Source organism: Aeromicrobium sp. Leaf289 (assembly GCF_001423335.1).
Lineage (GTDB): Bacteria > Actinomycetota > Actinomycetes > Propionibacteriales > Nocardioidaceae > Aeromicrobium.
In genome coordinates, this window is sequence record NZ_LMNK01000002.1 from 537,828 (window position 1) to 557,869 (window position 20,042).

The following is a 20,042-nucleotide window of genomic DNA, read 5'->3' on the forward strand; positions in this document are numbered from 1 at the left end:
CCTCCAGGGGGATGTGTGCCGTCGAAGGCTATCGACGGCGCGCCGCCCGGGTCCTGGGCCCTTGGACCTGTTCCTGGGCGTGCGTCCCAGGACTGCGTCACACCCGAGGAACTAACAAACAGACTTGACTGTTTGTTGTGGTGCGGCGCAGGATGTCCTGGTGACCACGACCCGCACCCCGCAGGCCGAGCGGACCGCCGCCATGCGGCTTCGGCTCATGGAGGCCACGGTCGACTCGCTCGTGGAGCTCGGCTGGGCCGGCACCTCGACGACGGTCGTCTCCCAGCGCGCCGGGGTGAGCCGGGGTGCGCAGCTGCACCACTTCCCGAGCAAGCAGGCCCTCGTGGTCGGCGCCGTGGAGCACCTGACCGAGCGCCGCCGGCATGCCATGGCCGACGCGGTGCGTGCCCTGCCCGACGTCGGCCGCACCCGGGCCGTGCTCGACGTGCTGGCCGAGCAGTTCACGTCGCCGGTGTTCTTCGCCGCACTCGAGCTGTGGGTGGCCGCCCGCACCGACGCCGAGCTGCGCGGAGCCGTCGGCCCGCTGGAGCGCCGCGTCGGCCGCGAGACCCACGCCTACGCCGTCGACCTGCTCGGCGTCGACGAGGACCGCGGCAGCAACCGGGCCCTCGTCCAGGCCACGCTCGACCTGCTGCGCGGCCTCGGCCTCGCCGGGACCCTCACCGACGACAGCCGACGTCGAGCCGCCGTGCTCGACGCCTGGGCCGTCACCCTCGACGCCGGACTGGAGCGCTGACATGCCGCCGACCGAACCCGACGACCGGCTCGCCGCCGTCCTGACCGACCTCGCGGCCGAGAGCGACCAGCTCGACGGCTGGGTCGCCGACCTGCCGGTCCAGGAGTGGGGCGCCGTCACCACGCCCGAGGGATGGACGGTGGCGCACCAGGTGGGACACCTGGCCTGGACGGACCAGGCCTCGCTCGCGGCCCTCACCGACCCCGAGGCCTTCGGTGCGGGGATGAAGGCTGCGGCCGAGAACCCCAGCGGCTTCGTCGACGACGGCGCGAACAGCTGGGCCGCCAAGCCCGTCCCGACGCTGATCGACGAGTGGCGCGACGGTCGGCGCCGTCTGGCCGAGGCACTGCGCGCCGTGCCCGCCGGCGAGAAGGTGCCGTGGTTCGGCCCGCCCATGAGCCCCACGTCGATGGCCACGGCTCGCGTGATGGAGACGTGGGCCCACGCGCACGACGTGGCCGAGGCGCTCGGCGTCGACGTCCCGCGCACCGACCGCGTGCGTCACGTGTGCCACATCGGCGTGCGCACCCGCGGCTTCGCCCACCTGATGCGGGGCGAGGAGCTGCCGACGTCGGACGTGCGGGTGGAGCTGGTCGCGCCCGGCGGCGACACGTGGACCTGGGGTCCCGAGGACGCCGAGCAGCGGGTGACCGGCGACGCGTGGGACTTCGCGCTGCTCGCCACCCGTCGTCGGCACCGTGACGACGTGGACGTGCGTGCCGAGGGCGCGGACGCCAACCACTGGCTCGACATCGTGCAGGCGTTCGCCGGGCTGCCCGGCAACGACCCCCGACCCCTGGCCGAGCGGGGCACCGACGGCGGGGACGCATGACCCTCGACCGGCCGGCCCGGATCGGCAACTGCTCCGGCTACTACGGCGACCGGCTGTCCGCCTTCCGCGAGATGCTCGAGGGAGGCGACCTGGACTACCTCACCGGCGACTACCTGGCCGAGCTGACGATGCTGATCCTCGGCAAGGACCAGATGAAGGACCCGTCCACCGGGTACGCCAAGACCTTCGTGCGCCAGCTCGAGGACGGTCTCGCGCTCGCGCTCGAGAAGGGCGTCAAGGTCGTCACGAACGCCGGCGGGCTCAACCCGGCGGGGCTCGCCGAGCGGATCCGCGAGATCGCGACGGCCCAGGGGCTCGACGTGCACGTGGCCCACGTGGAGGGCGATGACCTCAAGGCCCGCGCGGCCGAGCTGGACCTGCCCGGTGACGCGCTCACCGTCAACGCCTACCTCGGTGCGTTCGGCATCGCCGCCGCGCTCGAGGCCGGTGCCGACGTCGTGGTCACCGGTCGCGTCACCGACGCCTCGGTGGTGATGGGCCCGGCGATCCACGCCCACGGGTGGGGCCGCGACGACCTCGACGCCCTCGCGGGCGCGCTCGTGGCGGGTCACGTCATCGAGTGCGGCACGCAGGCCACGGGTGGCAACTTCAGCGGGTTCCGCAGCCTCGACACGTCCGCGCCGCTGGGGTTCCCGATCGCCGAGGTCGCCGCCGACGGCAGCAGCGTCGTCACCAAGCACGCCGGCGTCGAGGGGCGGGGGGTCGAGGGGCGCGAGGTCGGTGGTGCGGTCACCGTCGACACCGTCACCGCCCAGCTGGTCTACGAGATCCAGGGCCCGGCGTACCTCAACCCCGACGTCGTCGCGCACCTCGACACCGTCGAGCTGACGCAGGACGGCCCCGACCGCGTGCGCATCGCGGGCGTGCGCGGCACGCCCCCGCCGGCCACCACCAAGGTCTGCCTCAACCTGATCGGTGGCTTCCGCAACAGCGTGGAGCTGCTGCTCACCGGGCTCGACATCGAGGCGAAGGCCGCCTGGGTGCGCCGCCAGGTCACCGACGCGCTGCAGTCCGACCCGCCCGACGCGCTGGTGTGGACGCTCGACCGCACCGACGTGTTCGACCCGCCCACCCAGGCCGCGGCCACCTCGTTGCTGCGCTGCGTGGCCAAGAGCACCCGGCCCGAGCCGGTGGGTCGCACGTTCAGCGACGCGTTCGTGAACGTGGCCCTGGCGTCGTACCCCGGCTTCACCCTGACCGCCCCGCCCGGCCGCGGCGCGCCCTTCGGCGTCTACCGCCCGGCCTACGTGCCGCAGTCCGAGGTGCCCCACGTGGTCGTGCACCCGGACGGGACGCGTGAGGAGATCGCCCCGCCGACCGGCACGGCCGATCCCGAGCAGGGCTCGTCCACCCGACCCGCTCCGGCGCCCGACCTCGGCGACACCCGCGCCGTCCCGCTCGGCGAGCTCGTGCACGCGCGCTCGGGTGACAAGGGTGGCGACGCGAACGTCGGGCTGTGGGTCCCCGCGGAGCACCCCCGACGTGACGACGCCGTGGCGTGGCTGCTCGGCGTCGTGAACCCCGGTTGGGTCCAGGCGATGCTGCCCGAGGCCGCCGACCTCGACGTCGACGTGCACCCGCTGCCCAACCTCGGCGGCGTGAACATCGTGATCCACGGGTTGCTGGGGGAGGGCGTGTCGTCGTCGACCCGGCTCGACCCCCAGGCGAAGGCCCTCGGCGAGTGGCTGCGCGCCCGCGTGACCGCCGTCCCCCTGACCCTCCTCGAAGGAGCCCGACCATGACGGACCTGTGGACGACCCCCGAGCGCCAGGCGCTGCGCACGGCCGTCGAGCAGTTCACCCGGCGCGAGATCGTGCCGCACCTGCCCCAGTGGGAGGACGACGGGCAGCTCCCGCGCGAGCTGCACGCCGCCACCGCGAAGGCCGGGTTCCTCGCGGTCGGCTACGCCGAGGAGGTCGGTGGCGCGGGCGGCGACTCGCTCGACGCGTGCGTCGTCACCGAGGCCATGCTGGCCGCGGGCGGCTCGACCGGTCTGCAGGCCAGCCTGTTCACCCACTCCATCGCGGTGCCGCACATCATCGACGCCGGTGACCCGGCGCTGATCGACGCCTACGTCCGGCCCACGCTGGCCGGCGAGAAGATCGGCTCGCTCGGGGTGACCGAGCCGAGCGGCGGGTCCGACGTCGCGAACATCCGCACGCGCGCCGTGCGCGACGGCGACCACTACGTCGTCAACGGCGCCAAGACGTTCATCACGTCGGGCGTCCGGGCCGACTTCGTCACCACCGCGGTCCGCACCGGTGGTGAGGGGCACGCCGGGATCTCGCTGCTCGTCATCGACAAGGACACGCCCGGCTTCACCGTGAGCAAGAGCCTGCGGAAGATGGGCTGGCACTGCTCCGACACCGCCGAGCTGGCCTTCGAGGACGTGCGCGTCCCCGTCGAGAACCTGGTCGGCGAGGAGAACGGCGGCTTCTACCTCGTCATGCAGCAGTTCGTGGGCGAGCGGCTCGGTCTGGCCGTGCAGGCGTACGGCACCGCGCAGCGCGCGCTGGACCTCGCCGTCGCCTACGCCCGCGAGCGCGACACGTTCGGCAAGCCGCTCATCGCCCGGCAGGTGATCCGCCACAAGCTGGTCGAGATGCACGCCCGCACCGCCGCCGCACGCGCCCTCACCCGGCAGGCGCTCGAGCGCTCGCTCGAGACGCCGAAGACCGACCCGTCGCTCATCCTCGACGCCGTCACCGCCAAGAACGTCTCGGTGGCCGCCGTCGAGCACGTGGTGCACGAGGCCGTGCAGATCTTCGGCGGCATGGGCTACATGCGTGAGTCCGAGATCGACCGCCACTACCGCGACGCCCGCATCCTCGGCATCGGCGGCGGCGCCACCGAGGTCATGAAGGACCTGTCCGCGAAGCTCCTGGGCTACTGAGAGGCCTGCTGTGAAGACCACGATCGACCCGACGACGGCGACGTTCGCCGACAACCGCGCCCAGATGCTGGAGCGTGTCGCCGACCTGGGCGAGCAGCACGCCAAGGCGCTCGCCGGTGGCGGCGAGAAGTACGTCGAGCGCCACCACACCCGCGGCAAGCTCACCGCCCGCGAGCGGATCGAGCTGCTGCTCGACGCCGACACCCCGTTCCTCGAGCTGGGCGCTCTCGCCGGCTGGGGCACCGACTTCACCGTCGGCGGCTCGATCGTCACCGGCATCGGCGTCGTCGAGGGCGTCGAGTGCATGATCGTCGCCAACGACCCGACCGTGAAGGGCGGTTCGTCGAACCCGGTCACCGTCAAGAAGGGGTTCCGCGCGGCGCAGGTCGCCGAGGAGAACGGCCTCCCGACGATCAACCTGGTCGAGTCCGGTGGCGCCGACCTGCCGACGCAGAAGGACATCTTCATCCCCGGTGGCGCGAGCTTCCGCAACATCACCCGCGCCAGCGAGGACCGGCGGCCCACCGTGGCCCTCGTGTTCGGCAACTCGACCGCCGGTGGCGCCTACATCCCCGGCATGAGCGACTACGTGGTCATGGTCGACGGTGGAGCGAAGGTGTTCCTCGGCGGTCCGCCGCTGGTGAAGATGGCCACGGGCGAGGAGTCCGACGACGAGTCGCTCGGCGGCGCCTCGATGCACGCGAAGACGTCGGGGCTGGCCGACTACCTGGCCGTCGACGAGCACGACGCGATCCGCCTCGGCCGCCAGATCGTGCGGCGGCTCAACTGGCGCAAGAAGGGCTCGGCCCCCCGCGCCGACTACGTCGAGCCAGTGCTCGACGCCGAGGAGCTGCTGGGCATCGTGCCGACCGACCTCAAGGTCCCGTTCGACCCGCGCGAGGTCATCGCCCGGCTCGTCGACGGAAGCGAGTTCGACGAGTTCAAGCCGCTGTACGGCTCGAGCCTGGTCACCGGGTACGCACAGCTGCACGGCTACCCGATCGGCATCCTGGCCAACGCCCAGGGCGTGCTCTTCAGCGCCGAGGCGCAGAAGGCCGCGCAGTTCATCCAGCTGGCGAACCAGACCGACACGCCGCTGCTCTTCCTGCACAACACCACCGGGTACATGGTGGGCGCGGAGTACGAGCAGGGCGGCATCATCAAGCACGGCGCCCAGATGATCAACGCCGTCTCCAACTCCAAGGTTCCGCACCTGTCGGTCGTCATGGGCGCCTCGTACGGCGCCGGCCACTACGGCATGAGCGGCCGCGCCTACGACCCGCGGTTCATGTTCAGCTGGGTCGGTGCCAAGTCGGCCGTCATGGGTCCGGCGCAGCTGGCCGGCGTCATGGAGATCGTGGCGCGCCAGTCGGCCGAGTCCAAGGGCCAGGTGTTCGACGCCGAGGGGTTCCAGGGCGTCAAGGACTACGTCGAGCAGCAGATCGAGGAGCAGTCCCTCGCCTACTTCACGTCGGGCATGGGCTACGACGACGGCGTGATCGACCCCCGCGACACCCGCGCGATCCTCGGCATCTGCCTCTCCGCGATCCACACCGCACCCGTCGAGGGCGCCCGCGGCTACGGGGTGTTCAGGCTTTGAGCACGAGCGAGCAGCACAGGAGTCCTTCCATGATCCGTTCCGTCCTGGTGGCCAACCGAGGGGAGATCGCGCGCCGGGTGTTCCGCACCTGCCGTGACCTCGGCATCCGCACCGTCGCCGTGCACTCCGACGCCGACGCCTCCGCGCCGTTCGTGGCCGAGGCCGACGTGGCGGTGCACCTGGTGGGCAACAGCCCGACGGAAACGTACCTGCGCGCCGACCTCGTGATCGACGCCGCGCGTCGGGCCGGCGCCGACGCGATCCACCCCGGCTACGGCTTCCTGTCCGAGAACGCCGACTTCGCGCGCGCCGTCGCCGAGGCCGGCCTGGTCTGGATCGGCCCCACGCCGGAGTCCATCGACGCGATGGGCAGCAAGATCCGCGCCAAGGAGATCATGGCCGAGGCGGGCGTGCCGATCCTCAGCATCGAGCCCGAGACCGCCCAGCCCGGCGACTTCCCGCTGCTGGTGAAGGCGTCGGCCGGTGGTGGTGGACGCGGCATGCGCGTGGTCGAGCGCGCCGAGGACCTCGAGGGCGAGCTGACGGCCGCCGCGGCCGAGGCGGCGTCGGCATTCGGCGACGACACCGTGTTCGTCGAGCCGTACCTGCCGACGGCGCGCCACGTGGAGGTGCAGGTGCTGGCCGACACGCACGGCACCACCTGGATCCTCGGCGACCGCGACTGCTCGATCCAGCGTCGGCACCAGAAGGTCGTGGAGGAGGCGCCCGCGCCGAACCTCAGCGACGCCGTCCGCCGCACCCTGCACACCGCGGCGCGCAACGCCGCCGAGGCGGTGGGCTACGTCGGCGCCGGCACCGTGGAGTTCCTCGTGTCCGACGGTCACGCCGACGACGGACGCGTCTTCTTCCTGGAGATGAACACCCGCCTGCAGGTCGAGCACCCCGTCACCGAGGAGGTGTTCGGCATCGACCTCGTCGCGCTGCAGCTGTCGGTCGCCGAGGGTCACGCGCTGCCGACCGACGAGCCGACCGGACCCACCGGCCACGCGATCGAGGTGCGCCTCTACGCCGAGGACGCCGGCGACGACTGGGCTCCCCAGACCGGCACCCTGCGCACCTTCGAGGTGCCCAGCGGGCCGGGTCTGCGCACGGACTCGGCGGTGGAGTCCGGCTCGGTCGTCACGCACTTCTACGACGCGATGATCGCCAAGGTGGTCGCCTACGCCGACGACCGTACCCAGGCGGTCCGACGTCTCGACGACGCCCTGCGCCGCACGCGCGTGCACGGGCTCACCACCAACGTGGGTCTGCTGCGCGGCGTCCTGGCCGACGAGGAGTTCGTCGCCGGCCGGGTGCACACCGCCCTGCTCGCCGAGCGGATCGCCGACTGGACGAAGCCCCTCCTCGACGACGCCGCGGTGCAGCGAGCAGCCCTCGCGGCCGCGCTCGCGCAGGCCCGCACCGCGTCGACGTCCTCACCCGTGCTGGGCCGCATTCCCACCGCGTTCCGCAACGTGCCCAGCCAGCCCCGCACGCGACGGCTCCGCGTCGGCGACGAGGAGATCGTCGTCGAGTACCGCGCCGAGGGCGGGCGGCTCGAGAGCGACCTGGCCGACGTGGTCGAGGCCTCCCCGTCGCACGCGGTGCTCCTGGTCGACGGCGTCACCGAGACGTACCGCGTGACCGTGGCCGACGAGACCGTCGACGTGGACGGGCCCGCCGGGTCGCTGTCGTTCGACGTCGTGCCCACGTTCGTCGACCCGGCCGACGTCGTCGCCGAGGGCTCGCTCCTCGCTCCCATGCCGGCCAGCGTCGTGCAGGTCGGCGTCGAGGCCGGCCAGCAGGTCACGAAGGGCGACGTCGTGGTCGTCCTCGAGGCCATGAAGATGCAGCACACCATCACCGCGCCCGTCGACGGCGTGGTGACCGAGCTCGCCGTCACGGCCGGCCAGCAGGTCGAGTCCGGTGCGGTCCTCGCCGTCATCGAAACCATCGAAGGGAAACTCCCATGAGCCAGTTCACCGAGACCCAGGAGCGCCAGGAGCTGCGCAAGGCCGTCGCGTCCCTGGGCGCCAAGTACGGCGAGAAGTACTTCCACGAGACCGCGGCGGAGGGACGCAAGACCACCGAGCTGTGGGCCGAGGCCGGCCGGAACGGCTACCTTGGCGTCTCGATCCCCGAGGAGTTCGGCGGTGGTGGCGGCGACATCGGCGACCTCGCGGCCGTGTGCGAGGAGCTGGCCACGGCCGGCTGCCCGCTGCTGCTCATGGTGGTCAGCCCGGCGATCGTCGGCACGACCATCGCGCAGTACGGCACGCAGGAGCAGAAGGAGCGCTGGCTGCCCGGCCTGGCCGACGGCACCGCCACCTACGCCTTCTCCATCACCGAGCCCGACGCCGGCTCCAACTCCCACAACATCGTCACGAACGCCCGGAAGGACGACGACGGCACGTGGGTGCTCAACGGCACCAAGACCTACATCTCCGGCGTCGACGAGGCCAGCCACCTGCTGGTCGTCGCGCGCTACTCCGACGCCCGCACCGGCAAGCTCAAGCCCGCGCTGTTCATGGTGCCCACGGACGCCGAGGGCTTCACGAAGCAGCAGATCGAGATGGGCGTCGTGAGCCCGGAGAAGCAGTTCACGCTGTTCTTCGACGACGTGCGCGTGCCCGCCGATGCCTTGGTCGGCGACGAGGACGCCGGTCTGGAGCAGCTCTTCGCGGGTCTCAACCCCGAGCGGATCATGGCGGCGTCGATGGCCACCGGCACGGCCCGCTGGGCGATCCGCAAGGCCGTGGCCTACGCCAAGGAGCGCGAGGTGTGGGGCAAGCCGATCGGCGCCCACCAGGCCATCAGCCACCCGCTCGCCCGCCTGCACATCGACGTCGAGATGGCGCGTCTGCTCACCCAGAAGGCTGCCGCGCTCTACGCCGCCGGCGACCTGATGGGTGCCGGGGAGGCCGCCAACATGGCGAAGGTGGCCGCCGGCGAGGCCGCGGCGAAGGCCGTCGACCAGGCCATCCAGACGCACGGAGGCAACGGCCTGGCGCTCGAGTACGGCCTCGTGCAGGCCGTCGCCTCGTCGCGGCTCAGCAACATCGCCCCCGTGTCCAAGGAGATGGCGCTCAACTTCGTGGCCCAGTTCTCCCTGGGCCTGCCCAAGTCCTACTGAGAGGAGCGGTCATGGCAGAGCTGGTGCACCTGGAGGTGGCCGACGCGGTCGCCACGGTCACGCTCGACAGCGAGCACAACCGCAACGCGCTCAGCCGGCAGCTGGTCACGGAGCTGGCCGACCGGCTCGAGCGCGCCGACGCCGATGCGGCGGTCCGGGCGATCCGGGTCCGGTCCGCGCACCGTGTGTTCTGCTCGGGGGCCGACCTCTCGGAGGCCGCGAGCGGCGGCATGGAGGAGGGCGCGCGGGCCATCGTCGCCCTGCAGCGCCAGATCGCGACCGCCGGGACGCCGGTCGTGGTCGAGCTGGCCGGCCCGGTGCGGGCCGGGGGCCTCGGCATCGTGGGAGCAGCCGACGTGGTCGTCGCGGCGGAGTCGGTCACCTTCGCCCTCACGGAGGTCCGGCTGGCGCTGGCGCCCGCGGTCATCTCGCTCACGCTGCTCGAGCGCTTCTCCGACCGGGCCGCGGCCGAGCTGTTCCTCACCGGTCGCACCTTCGGCGCCCAGGAGGCGCAGGCCGCCGGCCTGGTCACCCGGGCCGTGCCCGACGCCGACCTCGCCGGTGCGGTCGGGTCGGTCCTGGCCGACCTGGTGCAGGGCTATCCGCAGGGGCTGCGCGAGACCAAGCGACTGCTGAACCACGACCTCGTGGCCCGCATCGACGCGCTCGGTGCCGACGCGGCCGCGCAGTCCGCGCGCCTGTTCGGCAGCGACGAGGCCCGCGAGGCGATGACCGCCTTCCTGCAGCGCAAGCGCTGAGCGTGCGCCGGGGCGGATGACGTTTCGGCCAACACCTGCGGGCTGAGGGAATTCCTGGGCGCCCAGGTCGTTAGGATGGGGAGTTCGCAGAAAGACCCACGAGAGCCGAGGAAAGCGTGTCCTCCGAGCAGCAGGCCGCCGCCGAGATCGCGGCGGAGCAGGCGTACGTCGACGTCGTCTACGGCCGACTCGACGAGTCGACGAAGGTGGCCCAGTCGCTCGTCACCGAGGGCTTCGCGCGGGGCCACGTCGGCAACGAGGGCGGCCTCGTCGAGCGTGACGCGATGGTCTTCCAGGCCACGCGCCGGCTGACGGCGCTCAACGCCGCCCACGACGGTCTCGTGTTCGGCCGGCTCGACCTGCTCGAGGGGGAGGCGCGCTACATCGGCCGCATCGGCGTGCGCGACGCAGACCGCGAGATCCTGCTCATCGACTGGCGCGCCCCTGCGGCGGCGCTGTTCTACCAGGCCACCGCGCAGGAGCCCTCCGGCGTCGTGCGTCGCCGGGTGCTCCGCAGCTCGGGCAAGACCGTGGTGGGGGTCGAGGACGACCTGCTCGACGGCGACAACGCCCCCGACGACATGGTCGTGGTGGGCGAGGGCGCGCTGCTGGCCAGCCTCTCGCGCGCCCGCGACAGCACCATGCACTCCGTGGTCGCGACCATCCAGAAGGAGCAGGACGAGGCCATCCGGGCGCCCAGCCGCGGCGCCACGATCATCGGCGGCGGCCCGGGCACCGGCAAGACCGTCGTGGCGTTGCACCGCGCCGCCTACCTGCTGTACACCGACCGGCGACGCTTCGAGTCCGGCGGCGTGCTCGTCGTCGGGCCCTCGTCGGTGTTCATGAACTACATCGAGCGGGTGCTGCCGAGCCTCGGCGAGACGGCCGTCACGCTGCGCTCGCTCGGCGAGGTCGTCGACGGGCTGCGGGCGCTGCAGCACGACGAGCCCAAGGCCGCCGCCGCGAAGGGGTCGTCGCGCATGCTGCCGGTGCTGCGCCGGCTCGCCACGTCGCCCCAGCCGGGCGAGCCCACGTCGTTCCGCTACTTCTACAAGGACGACGTGCTCGTCCTCGACGCGAAGAAGCTGGCGAACATCCGGCGCGGGCTGCTGGCCAACCTGCCGCGCAACCGCGCGTACGCGAAGGCCCCGGCCGCCGTGGCGCGCGCCCTGTGGCAGCAGGTCGAGGGCGAGCGGGCGCTCGAGAAGGGCGAGGAGGGCTTCCTCGACACGCTCACGACCGACTACCGCTACGTCGACTTCGTGGAGGCCTGGTGGCCGCCGGTCGAGGCCGTCGAGCTGTGGCGCACCCTGCCCCGGCGGGTGCGCGAGCTGGCCAACGGCGCCTTCTCGGCCGAGGAGCTCGACGCCATGGTCGCGTCGTGGCAGGCGGGTGTGCCGGCCATCGAGGACGTGCCCCTCATCGACGAGCTGCGCTACCTCGTGGGCGAGGTCCCGCCGGAGGACGACGACGACCATGACGTCCCGCGCCAGCTGATGAGCTTCGAGCGACGTGAGCGCGAGGTCGAGAACGAGCTGCGCTCCACCACCAGCATCGACGACGACGGGTACGCCCACGTGCTCGTCGACGAGGCCCAGGACCTGTCGCCCCTCCAGTGGCGCATGCTCGGACGTCGCGGTCGGTACGCCAGCTGGACGATCGTCGGCGACCCCGCCCAGTCGTCGTGGCCGCACCCCGAGGAAGCCGCGGCCGCCCGGTCCACCGCGCTGGAGGGCAAGCCCGAGCACCGGTTCCGGCTGTCGACCAACTACCGCAACTCCGCGGAGATCTACGAGCTCGCGGCCGACGTGGCCCAGGTCGCGATCCCCGGCGCCGACCTCGCCGAGGCGGTGCGCAAGACGGGGGAGGCGCCGCGTCACGAGTGGGTGGCCGACGCAGTGCTGCTCGACGCGACCGCCGCGGAGGTCGCCACTATGCTCGAGCGGGTCGAGGGCACGGTGGCGGTCGTGGCCGCCCGCGCCGACCTGCCCCGTCTGCGGGAGCGGCTCGCCGGCGAGCTCGCCGCACACGACCGGCTGCGGGTGCTCGACGGGCTCGACACCAAGGGCCTGGAGTTCGACGCCGTGGTGGTGGTCGAGCCCGACGCGATCGTCGCCGAGTCCGAGGCCGGCTGGCGCACCTTCTACGTCGTGCTGACTCGCGCCACCCAGCTGCTCACCACCGTCGGCACCACGCAGACCTGGCTCTCCCGCGTCTCCTGAGTCCCTCCGTCTCGGACACTTCCGGGGCGGTTCGGACCCCGACAGTGCCCCGGAACTGTCCGAAACGGATGGCCTAGGCCCGTGGGACCGGCACGTCCCTCCTAGGGTGGTGCCGTGCGAAGGATCCTGGTCGGAGTGGCCCTGCTGGCGGTGGCCGTGCTGGCCGGTCTCCCCGTCGCGTCATCGACGTTCGTGCACAGCGAGCGGCACCTCACGATCGGCGCGCACCAGGCGGTGGTCAGCCCGGCGTTCGACGGGCACGCGACCCTCGACTTCGGGCCGCTGCTGCCGAAGGCCCGGGTCGACGTCGATGCACCCGTCGGCCTCGGTGTCGACATCCGCCTGGGCGACTCCGACGCCGTCGGCCTGGAGGAGCTGCTGCAGCGCGACGCCGCGATCGCGGCGCAGCCCCAGGGTGAGATCCGCGAGGTCACGGCAGCCGTGACCGACATGGCTGCCGAGGCGGCGCTGCGTGGCGTCGGTGTCGGCGTGCTGGCCGTCACCGTGGTGGTGCTGGCGTGGCGGGCGGTCGGCGAGGACCGACGTCGCCGGATCCGCCGCGACGCCGTGCAGCCGTCGCGCGGCCAGGTGGCGGGTGCGGTCGCGACGTCGGTCGTGGTGGTCGGTTCCCTGGTGCTGGTGACCCTTCCCGAGCGCCAGGACGACGCTCCCGAGCAGACGTGGTCGAGCGTGCGCGAGATCTTCCCCCAGCTGCCGGCCGACCCGGTGCTCGACCGGCTCGAGCTGGCGCAGGGCAGCGCCACGACGAGCAGCCGGGCCCTCGTGGAGGGCGCGCTCTACCTCTACCAGGACTCCGTCAGCTTCTACGGCGCGCTGGAGGAGCAGGCCCAGCAGGTGAGCGTGCGCCGGCCCGAGGAGGGCGAGAAGACGGCCCTGGTCGTCACCGACCGGCACGACAACATCGGCATGGACCCGGTCGCGCGCCGCATCGCCGACCAGGCGCAGGCGGAGCTCCTCATCGACCTCGGCGACGACACGTCGCAGGGCGGGGAGTGGGAGAACTTCAGCATCAACTCCCTCGCCCGCGAGTTCGACGGCTTCGACGTCGTGGCCGTCGGCGGCAACCACGACGCCGACCCCACCGTCGAGCAGATGCGCAAGAACGGCTTCACCGTGCTCGACGCCGAGCCCGTCGAGGTCGGCGGGGTGCGCTTCCTGGGCGAGACCGACCCGCGCGGCACGAAGATCACCGGCTACACCGAGGACGCGGCCACCCGCGACTCCGCGCTGTCGGACCAGGACACCGCCCTGCGCGACGTGGCGTGCGAGGCCGACGAACGAGGCGAGCGGGTGGGCGTGCTCGCGGTGCACTCGTGGGCGTCGGCGAAGGAGGTGGCCGGCAGCGGCTGCGTCGACCTCGTGCTCACCGGTCACCTGCACTACCAGGTGGGGCCGAAGGCGATCGCGGGTCCGGACGGTGCCACGACCACACGCCTCACCACCGGCTCGACCGGCGGCGCGGTGCTGCCGATCGCGCTGGGCAGCAGCCTGCGCCGCGACGCCCAGGTCACGCTCGTCACCTTCGACGCCGACGGTGCGCCGGTCGGTCTGCAGGTCGTCACCTTCACGCCCGCCGGCGTGATCGACGTCGGCGACTACACGCCGCTGCCGCTCACGTCGGCTCCGACGCCGGCCGAGCCGGATCCCACGGAGGACCCGACTGCCGACGAGGAGGACCCGGAGGCGCCCGTCCAGCCGTGACCCGCGGTGGGCGCCGGGTGGTTGTCTGGAGGCGTGATCGCGCTCCCGCCGGACGTCCTGGCCTTCGCCGACCGCGGGCCGGAGTGGGCCACGTTCGTGGAGGCCCTGCCCCGGACCGTCGAGACGCTGCTGGCGGAGTGGACGGTGCGGCGCGACGGCGAGGCGATGCACGGTGAGTGCGCGCTCGTGCTGCCGGTGCGGACCGCCGACGGGGTCGAGGCCGTGCTCAAGGTCGGGTTCGTCGACGAGGAGACCCGGCACGAGCACCTGACGCTGTCGACCTGGGACGGCCGCGGTGCGGTGCGGATGCTCCGTGCCGACCCGGCCCGCGGGGCGCTCCTGCTGGAGCGCGCCGGCCCCGCCGCACTGTCGTCGCTCCCGGTGCTGGAGGCGTGCGAGGTGGTCGCCGGGCTCTACGGCACGTTGCACCGGCCCGCGCCGCGTCGGCTCGTCGCGCTGTCGTCGCTGGTCGCCCGCTGGACCGACGAGCTCGCCGCGGCGGAGGCCACGGTCCCGGCGCCGCGACGTCTCGTGCAGCAGGCCGTCTCGCTCGGGCGCGACCTCGCGGCCGACCCGGACACCGACGGCGTGGCGGTGCACACCGACCTGCACGACGCGAACGTCCTCGCCTCGCGTCGTGGAGCGCCGGCTGAGGCGGACCTGCGTGAACCATGGCTGGCGATCGACCCGAAGGGCATCAGCGGCGACCCGCACTACGAGCCGGCCCCATTGCTGTGGAACCGCTGGGACGAGGTGCTAGCGGCTCGCGACGTCCGGTTCGCGGTCCGTCGACGCTTCCACACCGTGGTCGACGCGGCGGGCCTCGACGAGGACCGGGCGCGCGACTGGGTCGTCGTCCGCATGATGCACAACGCACTCTGGGCGGTCCAGGACGCGCAGCGCCTCGGCCGACCGCTCACGACGGGGGACCGCGACTGGTCGACGACCTGCGTCACCGTGGCCAAGGCCGTCCAGGACTGACGGCTCGGCGCTGGCCTGGGTTCGCCGTCGCGTTGCCTCGGCTCGCGTAGGTGCCGGTCTCCAAGAGGCCTCGACCGGGCGGCCGGCGCCATGGTCGGCTGGGTTCTCGGACTGCGGCGGGTCGTGGGCGGTGGAGGTAGGTGGCGCGCGCTTCCTGCGTCGGGAAGGTACGTGGCGCGCGGATACACGCTCGTTTTCCGCGCCACACCTACCGCCGAGGCCCGGGAAGTGCGTGCCACCTACCGCCGCCCCTCCGTTCCTCTCGTCACCTACCGCCCACCCAGGCCGCAGGGCGAGGGCTCGACCGACCGCGCCGCCAGCCGCCCGGTCGAGGCCCTCCGGGGCCGCACCCGGCGCGAGCCGCGGCTGCGCACCAGCAAGGTCGAGCCTCGCGCGGCCGCGCACCGGCAGGTCGAGACCTCCCGCAGGTCAGCTGCAGTGCTGCAGGAGCAGGTGCGCGTAGGCCCGGGCGCTGAGCACGACCTCGTCGATCGGCACGTACTCGTCGACCGCATGGGCGTGCTCGATGTGGCCGGGGCCGAACTGGACGGTGGGGATGCCGGCGGCGGCGTACTGGCGCAGGTCGGAGCCGTACGGGGCGCCCACGAACGGCGGCGCCTCGGCCCCGGCGGCCACCACGGCGTCACGCACCGAGTCGCCGAACGGATGGGCGTCGGGCAGCGAGCCGGCTGCGAACCGACCGCCGGGCCACGTGACCTGCGGCGGGTGCTCGCGCAGCCACGGGTCGTCAACGGAGGCGACGGCCGCCTCGAACGTGGCCATGGCGTCGACGAAGGACTCGCCGGGCATGACCCCGAACCGGCCCTCCGCGACGAGCAGGTCGGGCACGGTGCTGGCCCAGTCGCCGGCCTGCACGATGCCGACCGACAGAGGCCACGGGCGGTCGGTGAACGGTGCCGGCGGGTCGACGTTGCGCTCGGCATCGAGTCGGCGCAGCGCCGCGTGAACGTGCTCGAAGAGGTCGACGGCGCTGACGCCGTGCCCAGCGCGCGACCCGTGCGTGGCCCGGCCGCGCAGCTCGATCCGGAACGTGAGCGACCCGGCGTTGGCCGAGACGATCTGACCCGCCGTCGGCTCGGCGATGAGGCAGGCCAGACCCGTGTGGCCGCGGCGCAGCGTGGCGAAGGTGCCGATGCCGCCGTCCTCCTCGCCGACGACCACGTGCACCGCGAACGGCTTGGTCAGCCGGTCGCCGACGGCGCGCACCGCCGCGAGGATGGCGACCACGCCGCCCTTCATGTCGCACGTGCCGCGTCCGTACCAGCGACCGTCGGCCTCCTGCAGGTACCAGGGATCGTGCGCGGTCCACCAGTCCGGGTCGCCCGGCGGCACGACGTCGACGTGACCGTTGAGCACGAGCGCGGGCGCACCCTCGCCTCCGCCGGTGCCGACGCAGCCCCAGGCCTCGTCGCGCTCGACCTCCTCGCCTGGGTAGTCGGGGTCGGCGCGCAGCGCGGCCAGGTCGATCGGCCAGAGGTCGACGTCGAGCCCCAGTCCCTGCAGGGTCGCGGCGCACCAGCGCTGCACCGACGCCTCGGACTCGCTGCCGCCCACGCTGGGGTAGCTGACGAGCTGCGCGAGGTCGCGGCGGATCAGGTCGACGTCGATCTCGAAGGGCTCCACGTCGCACAGTCTGGCAAGGGTGACAGCCGTCCCCGCAGCCGAGGCACTACGCTGGCGCCATGATCGTCGTTCCCACCCCCTGGTGGCGCCTCCTCTAGAGGAGGCCTCGACGCGACCCACGCCCAGACCCCTCAGCCGAGTGGTCTGGGCGTTCTCCGTCCCGGCGTCGGCCGAGGCGACCCGAAGGACACACCATGACCCACCCGCTCGTCGGCGAGCTCCAGCAGCAGGCCGCGTTCGCGCTGATTCGTGTGCGCGACAGCGACACGGTGACCCTCCTCGGTGGCGCCTTCGAGGACGTCGAGGACCTGGCCGACGTGCCCCTGTCGGCCGGTGTCCCCGACCGGCTCGGCGGGGGTGCCGGGCCGCGGGCGGCTGGTGGCGGAGTGTGGGACCACCTGGTGCTGGTGCCGTTCCGACAGGCCCGTGAGCGCGGGTTCGCCGCGCACGACGACGGCACCCCCCTGCGCGTGGTGAGCGCCGACGTCCTCCACGAGGTCCCGCTGGCCGACCTGCTGCCGACGCTGCCAGACGGCGGCGTGCAGCTGGCCGACCGCGGCGGCTTCGAGACGTCCGACGCCGACTACGCCTCGATGGTGCGCCAGATCATCGACGACGAGATCGGCCGCGGCGAGGGTGCCAACCTGGTGATCGGGCGGCACTACCGGGCGAAGGTCGCCGACTGGGGCCACGACGCCGCGCTGGCCGTGTTCCGTCGGCTGCTCGAGCGCGAGCGCGGTGCGTTCTGGACGTTCTGCATCTTCACCGGCGACCGCTACCTCATCGGCGCGAGCCCCGAGCGGCACGTGAGCGTCGAGGCCGGCCAGGTGCGGATGAACCCGATCAGCGGCACGTTCCGCACCAAGGGGCTCACGACCCACGCCGAGAAGACGTCGGCCCTGCTGGAGTTCCTGCGCGACGAGAAGGAGATCTACGAGCTCTTCATGGTCGTCGACGAGGAGCTCAAGATGATGTGCGACATCTGCCACGAGGGGGGTCTCGTGCTGGGGCCGTACCTCAAGCCGATGAGCCACCTCGTGCACACCGAGTACCTGCTCGCCGGTCGCACGGACCGCGACGTGCGCGCCGTGCTGCGCGACTCGATGTTCGCCGCCACGGTCACGGGCAGCCCCGTGGAGAACGCCTGCCGGCTCATCGAGCAGTACGAGGCGCACGGCCGCGGCTACTACGCGTCGGTGGCCGCCCTCGTGGGCCGCGACGCCGACGGGCTGCAGCGCGCCGACGCGCCCATCCTCATCCGCACGGCCGACGTCGACCTCGAGGGCAACCTGAAGGTCACCGCCGGGGCCACGCTCGTGCGCGACTCCGACCCCGACTACGAGACCGCCGAGACGTGGGCCAAGGCCTCGGGCGTGCTGAGCGCGTTCGGCCTGGTCGACGCGCCGGCCCCCGCCACGGGCGGCGCGCCCGACACGTTCGACGCGTTCACCCGGGAGGACGACGTGCTCATCGCCCTCGGCGAGCGCAACGCCCGGCTCAGCCAGTTCTGGCTGTCGGACCAGTCCGGTGCCGCGCCCGAGCCGTCGCTGCAGGGCAGCAGGGTCGTGGTGGTCGACGGCGAGGACGACTTCGTCAACATGCTGTCGCACGTGTTCGGCGTGCTGGGCATGAGCACCGACGTCGTGCGCCACGACGCCTACCGCGCCTGGGTCGAGGGCGGGCGTGCGCTCGACGAGTACGACCTCGTGGTCGTCGGTCCGGGCCCGGGCGACCCGCGCGACGTCGGCGACGCCAAGATCGCGGTCCTCGACGACGTGGTGGTCGACCTGCTCGCCTCGGAGCAGCCGTTCCTCGCGGTGTGCCTGGGTCACCAGGTGCTGAGCCGCAACCTCGGCCTCGACGTCGACTTCAAGGACATCGTCTTCCAGGGCACGCAGTCGCGGCTCGACGTGCTGGGCAGACCGGAGACGGTGGGCTTCTACAACACGTTCGTGGCCCGCGTCGGTGCGACGGGCCTGCCCGCAGGCGTCTCCGTGGAGCGAGAAGAGGCGACCGGCGACATCCACCACGTGGCCGGTCCGCACTTCCACGGCATCCAGTTCCACGCCGAGTCGGTGCTGACCCAGCGCGGGTTCGCCATCCTCCGCGACCTGGTCCTCGACCTGCTCGGCTGAGCTGTCGGCGCGGGCGGGGCGGGGGTCGCGCGGCTAGCTCTTCAGCTTGTTCAGCGCCGACGGCTCGTGGGCCGCCTTCGCGCCGGTCTTCTCGCTCTCGACGACGAGCTTCGGCTCGTCATCGCTCGCCTTCCACTGCCGGCCGTCGAGCTGGAAGTCCTTGGTCTTGCGCTCCACGACCTTGCCCTGCGTGCGGCCCTGCGGGCTGTCCCAGCTGACCCGATCACCGACCTGGATGTTCTTCGTCATGACCTCAGGGTGCGATGATCAGCCCACGTGCGCACGTCGAGGACGCAGGCGGGTGACGGCCACGCCGGCCAGGCACAACGCGCCGCCCACGAACGCGAGGGGCGCCGGCACCTCGCCCAGGAGCGCCCACGAGATGAGCGTCGCGACGGCCGGCACGAGGTAGGTCGTCGACGCGACCGAGCCGGCACTGAGCCGGCGCAGCGCGTACGACCACGTCGTGAATCCGATGGCGGTGGGGAAGACCCCCAGGTAGACGAGCCACGCCACGTCACCGCTCGACGCCGACCCCAGCTGGTCCACGAGGCCCGGCGCGAACGGCACGCAGACCACGGCGCCGATGGTGCACGCCATCCACACCGACATGGCCGGAGCGACGGTCCGCAGCGTCGGCTTCTGGGTGAGGGCGCCGACGGCGTAGAGCACCGCAGCGGCGACGCACAGCAGCACACCGGTGGCGCTGGCCGTCTCGACCGCCGTGTCGTGGCGCGTGCTGGTGGCGATGAGCACCACGCCGGCGAAGGCGATCGCCATGCCGATCACGAGCGGACGTGGGAATCCCTCCTTGAGCACGATCCCGGCGAGCAGCGCGATGAGGATCGGCCCGATGTTCACGACGAGCGCGGCGGTGCCGGCGTCGAGGTAGGTCTCCCCTGCGTTGAGGGCCACGTTGTAGGCACCGAACCACAGCACGCCGTAGACGACGACCAGTCCGAGGGTGCGTCCGCGCGGCAGGCGGTGACGCCACGGCCGGGCGATCACCACGAGCGCGAGCGCTCCCACGAGCAGCCGACCGAGGCTCAGCGGACCGGGCTCGAAGACGTCGGCCACGGCGCGGATGCCGACGAACGCCGACGCCCACAGCACCACGGTGACGGCGAGCGCGGCCACCGACCAGTCCCGCTCGGTCACGCGTTCGGTCACGGGGGAGACGGTCATGCCTCCACGCTAGGGCTGGCAGGACCTTGACGTCGCGCGGTTTTCGGACACGTAGGCCTGAGATGCCGCCAGACATGGCTCCTCCCCGGACGCAGGTGCCGCGTTCCGGGGAGGAGCAGGGCGGCGCAGTGCTCGGGGGGAGGGGCGCGCCGCCGATCG

At 72.7% G+C, this 20,042-nt stretch carries 15 protein-coding genes; 12 read left to right on the top strand and 3 right to left on the bottom strand.

Annotation, left to right across the window (positions count from 1 at the left end):
• Positions 1 to 160 precede the first annotated feature (160 nt).
• The 11 genes from ASF37_RS06540 to ASF37_RS06590 all read left to right on the top strand — a co-directional run bounded on the left by ASF37_RS06540 (position 161) and on the right by ASF37_RS06590 (position 14,919).
• Positions 161 to 757: a TetR/AcrR family transcriptional regulator gene (locus tag ASF37_RS06540; RefSeq protein ID WP_235493072.1), complete on the top strand. Its 597-nt coding sequence runs from the start codon at positions 161 to 163 to the stop codon at positions 755 to 757.
• A 1-nt stretch (position 758) separates the two neighbouring features.
• Entirely contained in the window at positions 759 to 1,589 is an 831-nt protein-coding gene (locus ASF37_RS06545) for a TIGR03084 family metal-binding protein (protein ID WP_056579576.1), read from the top strand.
• Complete coding sequence (locus tag ASF37_RS06550) at positions 1,586 to 3,352, top strand: acyclic terpene utilization AtuA family protein (protein ID WP_056574010.1); 1,767 nt, start codon at positions 1,586 to 1,588, stop codon at positions 3,350 to 3,352. Before ASF37_RS06545 ends, ASF37_RS06550 begins: the two co-directional genes overlap by 4 nt.
• Positions 3,349 to 4,503, top strand: a complete 1,155-nt coding sequence (locus ASF37_RS06555; protein WP_082506429.1) for an acyl-CoA dehydrogenase family protein — start codon at positions 3,349 to 3,351, stop codon at positions 4,501 to 4,503. Before ASF37_RS06550 ends, ASF37_RS06555 begins: the two co-directional genes overlap by 4 nt.
• Before the next feature lie 64 nt (positions 4,504 to 4,567).
• Complete coding sequence (locus ASF37_RS06560) at positions 4,568 to 6,103, top strand: acyl-CoA carboxylase subunit beta (protein ID WP_156368172.1); 1,536 nt, start codon at positions 4,568 to 4,570, stop codon at positions 6,101 to 6,103.
• Between the two features lie 29 nt (positions 6,104 to 6,132).
• Positions 6,133 to 8,076 carry a biotin carboxylase N-terminal domain-containing protein gene (locus ASF37_RS06565; protein WP_056579578.1) on the top strand — a complete coding sequence of 648 codons (1,944 nt, stop codon included), beginning with the start codon at positions 6,133 to 6,135 and terminating at the stop codon, positions 8,074 to 8,076.
• Positions 8,073 to 9,236 carry an acyl-CoA dehydrogenase family protein gene (locus ASF37_RS06570; RefSeq protein WP_055962600.1) on the top strand — a complete coding sequence of 388 codons (1,164 nt, stop codon included), beginning with the start codon at positions 8,073 to 8,075 and terminating at the stop codon, positions 9,234 to 9,236. The genes ASF37_RS06565 and ASF37_RS06570 overlap by 4 nt, the downstream gene beginning before the upstream one ends.
• A gap of 11 nt (positions 9,237 to 9,247) precedes the next feature.
• Positions 9,248 to 9,994: an enoyl-CoA hydratase-related protein gene (locus ASF37_RS06575; protein ID WP_056579580.1), complete on the top strand. Its 747-nt coding sequence runs from the start codon at positions 9,248 to 9,250 to the stop codon at positions 9,992 to 9,994.
• Between the two features lie 116 nt (positions 9,995 to 10,110).
• Complete coding sequence (locus tag ASF37_RS06580; RefSeq protein WP_056579581.1) at positions 10,111 to 12,216, top strand: AAA family ATPase; 2,106 nt, start codon at positions 10,111 to 10,113, stop codon at positions 12,214 to 12,216.
• A 114-nt stretch (positions 12,217 to 12,330) separates the two neighbouring features.
• Positions 12,331 to 13,938, top strand: coding sequence for a metallophosphoesterase (locus ASF37_RS06585; protein ID WP_156364899.1), 1,608 nt, complete (start codon positions 12,331 to 12,333; stop codon positions 13,936 to 13,938).
• A gap of 33 nt (positions 13,939 to 13,971) precedes the next feature.
• A complete protein-coding gene (locus ASF37_RS06590) occupies positions 13,972 to 14,919 on the top strand; it encodes an aminoglycoside phosphotransferase family protein (RefSeq protein ID WP_055962612.1) in 948 nt (315 codons plus the stop codon).
• Positions 14,920 to 15,348: 429 nt separating this feature from the next.
• Here the strand turns inward: ASF37_RS06590 and ASF37_RS06595 are convergent, their stop codons facing one another.
• Positions 15,349 to 16,563, bottom strand: coding sequence for an ArgE/DapE family deacylase (locus ASF37_RS06595; protein ID WP_235499962.1), 1,215 nt, complete (start codon positions 16,561 to 16,563; stop codon positions 15,349 to 15,351).
• A 194-nt stretch (positions 16,564 to 16,757) separates the two neighbouring features.
• On the opposite strand from ASF37_RS06595, the gene ASF37_RS06600 reads away from it, so the two are divergent.
• Complete coding sequence (locus ASF37_RS06600; protein ID WP_056579583.1) at positions 16,758 to 18,698, top strand: anthranilate synthase family protein; 1,941 nt, start codon at positions 16,758 to 16,760, stop codon at positions 18,696 to 18,698.
• A gap of 33 nt (positions 18,699 to 18,731) precedes the next feature.
• Here the strand turns inward: ASF37_RS06600 and ASF37_RS06605 are convergent, their stop codons facing one another.
• Entirely contained in the window at positions 18,732 to 18,947 is a 216-nt protein-coding gene (locus tag ASF37_RS06605; protein WP_055962621.1) for a DUF2945 domain-containing protein, read from the bottom strand.
• Between the two features lie 18 nt (positions 18,948 to 18,965).
• The gene (locus tag ASF37_RS06610; protein WP_056579585.1) at positions 18,966 to 19,883 is read right to left on the bottom strand and encodes a DMT family transporter; all 918 of its coding nucleotides are present in this window, start codon (positions 19,881 to 19,883) and stop codon (positions 18,966 to 18,968) included.
• Between the last annotated feature and the right edge of the window lie 159 nt (positions 19,884 to 20,042).